The 6,316-nt window shown below is 75.0% G+C and carries 4 protein-coding genes; all 4 read right to left on the bottom strand.

The genetic code is table 11. The features are described 5' to 3' along the window. Positions 1-447, bottom strand: a 447-nt coding sequence (locus tag D6689_08715) for a hypothetical protein (GenBank protein ID RMH42295.1), incomplete at its 3' end; no start/stop codon positions are given. Further along, the gene (locus tag D6689_08710) at positions 423-3,866 is read right to left on the bottom strand and encodes a VWA domain-containing protein (protein ID RMH42294.1); all 3,444 of its coding nucleotides are present in this window, start codon (positions 3,864-3,866) and stop codon (positions 423-425) included. The genes D6689_08710 and D6689_08715, both read right to left, overlap by 25 nt. A 38-nt stretch (positions 3,867-3,904) precedes the next feature. Then, entirely contained in the window at positions 3,905-5,758 is a 1,854-nt protein-coding gene (locus D6689_08705; GenBank protein RMH42293.1) for a hypothetical protein, read from the bottom strand. A gap of 1 nt (position 5,759) precedes the next feature. Continuing rightward, entirely contained in the window at positions 5,760-6,287 is a 528-nt protein-coding gene (locus D6689_08700; protein RMH42292.1) for a hypothetical protein, read from the bottom strand. Between the last annotated feature and the right edge of the window lie 29 nt (positions 6,288-6,316).

Genomic DNA, 6,316 nt, shown 5'->3' with positions numbered 1-6,316 from the left:
GCCGTTGCAGTCCTCCGGCGCGGGCGGAAACACCGGGCACAGGTACTCGCAGCCGGGCGCCGCCGGGTCGAGATCCGCGAACCCGGGTTGGCACTCGACGAACTGGCAGGTGCCGCCGACGCACTGCTCGATCGCGCCCGGCGATGCGCACCGGTGGCCGCACACGCCGCAGTTGTTGCCGTCCGTCTGCTTGTCGAACGCGTCGTCGACGATGCCGTTGCAGTCGTTGTCGATTTCGTCGCACTGGTCGTCCGGACCGACCGGCACGCACGGCGGCGCCGCGTCGGGCCGGGGGCCGGCATCCGCCGCGGCATCTGCCGCCCCGGGGCCGGCGTCGGCCGCGCCGCCGCCGAACCGCAGCGTGAACGGCTCGAGGCTGCAGCCGGCCGCCGCGACGATCGCCAGCGCCAGCGGCCAGCGGGTCACCGGCGCCTCCGCCGCGCGCATGCGAACGCGACCGCGACGACCAGCCACGCCGACGCCGGCGGGCCCGACTCGGCGCCTGCGCGGCAGGCGCAGCCGCCGCCCGCGGCGTAGACCCGGTCGACGCGCGCATCCTCGTCGACGCAGCGCGGGTCGCCGCTGGGCAAGACGACACAGTGGCGGCCGGCCGAGCAGTCGACGAGCGGGCACGGGTCGGCGACGCACCGGCCGCCGGCGCACACCTGGCCCGCCGCGCAGGTCACCGGGCCGCACGGATCGTCGACGCACGCACCGTCGACGCACACGTCGCCCTCAAGCGGGCAGTCGACGCCGGCGCACGGGTCGTCGGCGCAGCGGCCGTCGGCACCGCACCGCTGTCCGGCGGGGCACGCGCTGTCGTCGCAGTCGGCCACGCACTGGCCGCGAACGCAGCTCGCACCGTCGCCGCAGTCGACGCCGGCGCACGGGTCGTCGACGCACTCGCCGTCGAAGCACACCTGGCCGGCGACGTCGCAGCCGAGCACGTGGCAGTCGAAGCAGTTGCCGTGGACGCACGTCTCGCCCGCGTCACATTCGACGCCGTCACACGGATCGATGCAGGTGTCGCCCGCGCACACCTGGCCCGGCCCACACGCGGCGCACGGATCCGGCAGGCAGACGCGGCCTCCGGCCGGGTCGTCGACGCAGGTCAAGCCGGGCGGACAGTCGAATTCGCCGCCGGCGCACGGAATGCGGCAGCCGCCGCCGACGCACGAGGTCTGCCCCGGACACGGGGCGGCGTCGTCCGGCTCGCCGTCGCAGTCGTCGTCGAGCCCGTTGCAGATCTCGACCCCCGGCTCGATCGCGCCGACGCACACCAGGTTGCCGCCCACGCACACGAGCACGCCGAAGTTGCACACGCCGACGTCGGTCGTGCCGCACGGGCTCCCCGCGCTCGGGTCGTCCTCGTCGATCGCGCCGTCGCAGTCGTTGTCGACGCCGTCGCACACGTCCGGGCCGGTGGGGGTGCAGGTCGGCACGCAGCTGAGGTCCTCGTCGATGAGGCCGTCGCAGTCGTCGTCGAGTCCGTTGCACACCTCGTCGACCGGCGTCGCCCCCGGGTCCGCGATGGCGCATTCGGTCCCGTCGCCGGTCGGCGCGCACACGCGCGTGCCCGTGCCCCGGCACGCGCCGAGCTCCCCGTCGTCGCACGGCGCACCGAGGTCGGGAAAGTCTTCGTCGACGAGGCCGTCGCAGTCGTCGTCGGCCCCGTTGCACGACTCCGTCACGATGGACCCGCCGACGATGGCCGCCAGCGCGTTGGCCAGCTCGCTCTCGTCCCCCGCGAAGAACGCGCCGCGCGCCCCGCCCGATCCCGCCATCGCGATCGCGTCCAGCTCCGCCCGCTCGCCGGCGACCACGGAGAAGCCGACCACGAACGTGTCGACGCCGAGGCTGGCGCGCAGGTCCGCCGCGGCCGCGACCGGATCGCCGCGGCAGCTCTCGGCGCCGTCGGTGAGCAAGATCACCGCGTACGTGCGGCACGCGGCCGCGCCGTCGCAGGCGATCTGCGGCGCCAGGTACGCCTTGGCCGCCTGCAGCGAGCCGGCCAGCGGCGTCGGCCCGGTGCCGCGCAGTTCGCAGTCGCCGCCGGCGGCGAAGTCGCAGTAGTCGCCCTCGACCGTCGTGTCGACGAAATTCGTCTCGGCGTGGTCGAGCCACATCAGGTACTGGTTGATGTCGGCGCCGAAGCCGACGAGGACGTCCGCGCCGCGCTCGGGCGGGCCGCACGACCCGGCATAGTGGATGCACTCGTCGCCGCTGCTCACCATGTCGACCGACACGACCCCCGACGCGCCGAGGTCCAGCGAACACGCGGGCGACGCGGGAGGTGGCGCGTTGTCGCGCGGATCGTCGTATGTGCAACAGATGTCGTGGCATTCGAACCAGTGCGCGAGCTGGCAGCTCCGATCGATCCCCTCGTCCTGGTGATAGCGGGCGAGGGCGAAGTCGATCTCCGGGTACGCCGCGATCACCGAGGACAGCGCCTGCTTGGCCTGAAACAGCTTGGAGTCGTTCGCCAGCCCGTCGCCGTCGACGTCCGCGCCCGGGTGGTCGAGCGAGCCGTCGCCGAACGTCGGCCGGCCGGCCGGGTCGGTGAGCATCGAGCCGGACGTGTCGACCACGACGACGAAGCGAGGCCGGGTGTCGGTCACCGGGCCGATGCAGGCGGGCACGTCCGGCGGGCAGGTCTGCGGCACGCCGCCGACACACGACGGCATTCCGCACGGCAGCGGCGGCAAGTCCTCGTCGACCTCGCCGTCGAAGTCGTTGTCGTAGCCGTCGCAAAACTCGCCGACGTACGCGCCGTCGATCTGGAGTTCGCCGGCGCCGCCGCCCGCTTCGCCGCGACAGATCGGGCAGGTGCCGCCCAAACCGCCGTCGACGTCGAAGATCGCCGTGTCTTCGATGGACGCGGTGACCGACAGCACCGAGATGATGCCGCCGCCGCCACCACCGCCGCAGTCGTCGCACGTGCCGCCCTGTTGCGCCGGCGCGGCGCACTCGCCGGTCGGGTCGCCGGCCAGGCCCTGCGTGTCGCCGCCGAGGCCGCCGCGAGCCGTGACGATCGCGGCCGGACCGATCCGGACCGACTGGCCCGCGATCAGGATCGACCCGCCCGCGCCGCCGCCGGCCGAGTCGTTGCCCGTGCCGCAACCGCGCCGGCCGTTCGCGTCGATCGTGCCGTCAATCGTGACCGTCCCGTCGGGCGCCGCGAGCACGATGCGGCCGCCGCCCGGCCCGGCCACGTTCGGCTGGCGGCCGAACCCGTCGCCGTCGCGGCACCCCTTGTCCCCGCCGGCCGCGCCGAACTCGATCTCGTAGATCGAGTGCGGATACGGCGTGCCGCCCACCGCCGGCTCGCCGTCGAAGTCGCGGCAGTCGGTGCGGTCCGAGCAGGCGGTGCCGGCCGCGTTGAGCGAGTTGCCGCAGTCTTCGCTGAACTCGTCGGGGAACTGGCAGCTGTCCGGCGGCGGCACGACGAAGCAGTCCTTGGTCCCGCGGCCGCCGGCTCCGAAGTGTGCGCCGCCGCCGCCGGAGTCGCGCACGGCGCAGCCGCCGACGCCGCCCGCGCCGGCGACGGGGCCGTCGCCGTTGCCGCACCGCGGCGCCTGGTAGCCCTTGCCCTTGGCGGTGATCGTCGACCCCGCCTCGACGGTGATGCTCAGTGCGCGCAGCTCCAGGTTGCCGGTGTGGACCCGGTCGGCGCCGTCGTACGCCGGCACCTCGATCACACCGCCGTTTTTGACCACCACGCTGTCGAACGTGTGGACGCCGCCGAGCTGGCACGTGATGCCGTCGACCACGAGGTCGGGGCCGCTCGTGTCGCACGGTGCGGCCGCGGCAGGCGCCGCCGCGCCGACGGCCCACGCCGCGACCAGCCCCCAGCCGACTCTCCCCATCGACACGAGTATACGCCCGATGCGCGCGCCGGGGGCGATCAGCGCGGCCGCGGGAGCACGAACACCGCGGTGCCCGCGTCGTCGGTCTGGCTCACGGAGCGCAGCGCGGCCGGAGCGTGGCAGGCGCCGGTCGCATCGACGGGCGCGAACGCGCTGTCGCACGCGGCGTCGTCGGCCGCGATCTCGTAGAGCTGGACCTCCGCGCCGGCGATCGCCTCGCCGTCGCCCGTGAGGACGGCGCCGCGCGCGAACGACGCCGGCGGCAGCGCGACGTCGCCCAGGTCGAGCCCCGCGCCGGGGGCGGCCGCCGCCAGGTCGATGCCGCGGACGGTCCACCGCGGGGCCCGCGCGCCGGCGCCGGGGACGAGGTCGAGGTCGTACACCGGCGCCGCGCCGAACACCTCCGCGTCGACCCACAGCACGAAGCGGCCCGACTCGTCGGCGGTGGCGGCGGGGTAGCGGAAGTCGTCGAGCTTGGCCTGCAGCGCCGGCTCGAGGCTCCACTTGAACGCGGCGGTCGCGCGCGCCGTGATCGTCGTGCCGGCGGCCGGCGTGCCGTCGGCGGCCACCACCACGCCGCTGACCGCGACGCGCCGCGCGAGTTCGACCGCCGGCAGCACGTTCGCGCCGGTGGCCCCGGGCGGGCCGACCGCCACGCTCACGTCGTGCGCCGCGGCGAACTCGGACGTCGGCAGCGGCTGGATCGACAGCAGGTAGACGCGGTTGGCCGTGCCGCCGGGGATCAGGTCGAGTTCGACCCGGCCCGCCGCGTCCGTGACCCCCCGCGCGGTGTACACGGCGTCGACCTCGCCGGTCTCGCCGACCGGCACCACCGGGTCCACCAGGATCGCGGTCGCCTCGACCAGCGCCCCTTCGACCGGAGTCACGCCGCCCTCGGGGCGCCGGCCGATGACGTCGATCGCGTAGCGCGCCCCGGACGGGAAGCTCGGCATCGACAGCGGCGGCAGTTCGGCGAAGGCGCCGTCGACGGGGTCGGGGATGCGCACGCCGCGCACGCGCAACGTGGGGGCGACCGCGCCGGCGGGCGGCTGCACGACCAGCTCGTAGTTCCAGTCGGCCATCCCGATCGGGATCCACAGGACGAAGGCGCCGTCGGTGTCGGTCGTCGCGACCGACGACACCCGTTCGAGCGGGGCGTCCTCGCTCCACCGCCCGCGGGCCACGACCCGCAGGCCCGGCACGCCGCGGCCCGCCGCGTCGACGACGCGGCCCGCTGCGCCCTTGAGCGCCGACGGGTCGCCGACGGCGATGTCGACGCCGGCGAGGTCGCGGGTGCCGTCGATACGGAACCGCAGCGGCGGCGCGACCGTCGCGGGCGGTCCGTCCGGCCCCGGCTCGGCGAGACTCCCGTCGTCGGGCACGACGTCCACCACGTACGGCGGATCGTTCGGCGACAGCCGCGGGACGCGCAGCGCGAACGCCAGCTCGCCGGCGACGCGCCCGGGCGCGGCGACGGCCGTCCGCAGGTACGCGGGGCCGCCCGGTATGCGCGACGGCCGCTCGACCCGGATCTGCGCGGCGACCGACCGGTCCGGGTCGCCGGCGAGCACGACGCGGCCCGACAGCGTGACGGTCTCCGCGAACACCAGGCCCAGCGCCGTTCCGTCGTCCTCGAACACCACGGCGGGCACCTCGCTCGGAGCCAGGTCCGGCCGGCCCTCGGGCGGGTTGAGCACCGCGGCGAACGTCACGCCGTCCGGCGGGTTGCCCCAACAGATGCCGTCGTCGCAGATCTCGCCGGCGGGCGCGTCGCAGTCGCTGTCGGCGTGGCACATCGGCTCGGGCGGGGTGGGACCCGGATCGGCCTCGATACAGCCGGCGGCGGCCGCCGCGACGACGGCCGCGAGGACATGCGGGGTACGGCGCATCACGTCACTCGGGCGGATTGCACGTGATCGTCCAGATCGCGCTCACCGACGCCTGCGCGTCGGCGGGCAGTTCGCGAAACTGCGGCTGGCCCTCGCAGTCCGGAGGGCCGGGGCACCGCAGGAACGGCCGATCGGCGATCAACATCGAGAAGAAGTGGGCATCGGTGTCGGCCGCCGACAGCCCGGCGCACCACGTCGACAGCGACACGTCGATCAGGCGGACCGCGTCGCCCGTCGGAGGAAACTCCACATCGACGAGGAACGGCGTCGGGTTCGCGTCGCTGTAGTCGCGATATCCGCGCACGTAGAGGGTGTCGGCCAGGTCGGTGTCGCGACAGTGCAGCGTGACGATCCGGGCATCGCCGCGGTCGAGCGCGATCGGTCCCGGAAACGCCAGCTCCGCCGGGGTGGCCCGCTGGATGACCGGCGTCGCGTTGAGGCCGGCGTCGGCCTGCACCTCGACCTCGCTCGGAAACGGGATCGGGCAGCCGGCCAGCGCCGGGCACGACGCGGCGGTGGCGACGAGTCCCATCACGCGGGCTGACGGAAGCAGATGTCGTG

The organism is Deltaproteobacteria bacterium (assembly GCA_003696105.1).
Lineage (GTDB): Bacteria > Myxococcota_A > Polyangia > Haliangiales > J016 > J016.
This window is presented reverse-complemented; position numbering and strand designations above follow the sequence as displayed.

What these genes read in the sequence shown, in the direction of transcription:
- D6689_08710 (RMH42294.1), bottom strand. Translation starts at nt 3,866, where the DNA reads ATGGGGAGAGTCGGCTGGGGGCTGGTCGCGGCGTGGGCCGTCGGCGCG.
- D6689_08700 (RMH42292.1), bottom strand. Translation starts at nt 6,287, where the DNA reads ATGGGACTCGTCGCCACCGCCGCGTCGTGCCCGGCGCTGGCCGGCTGC.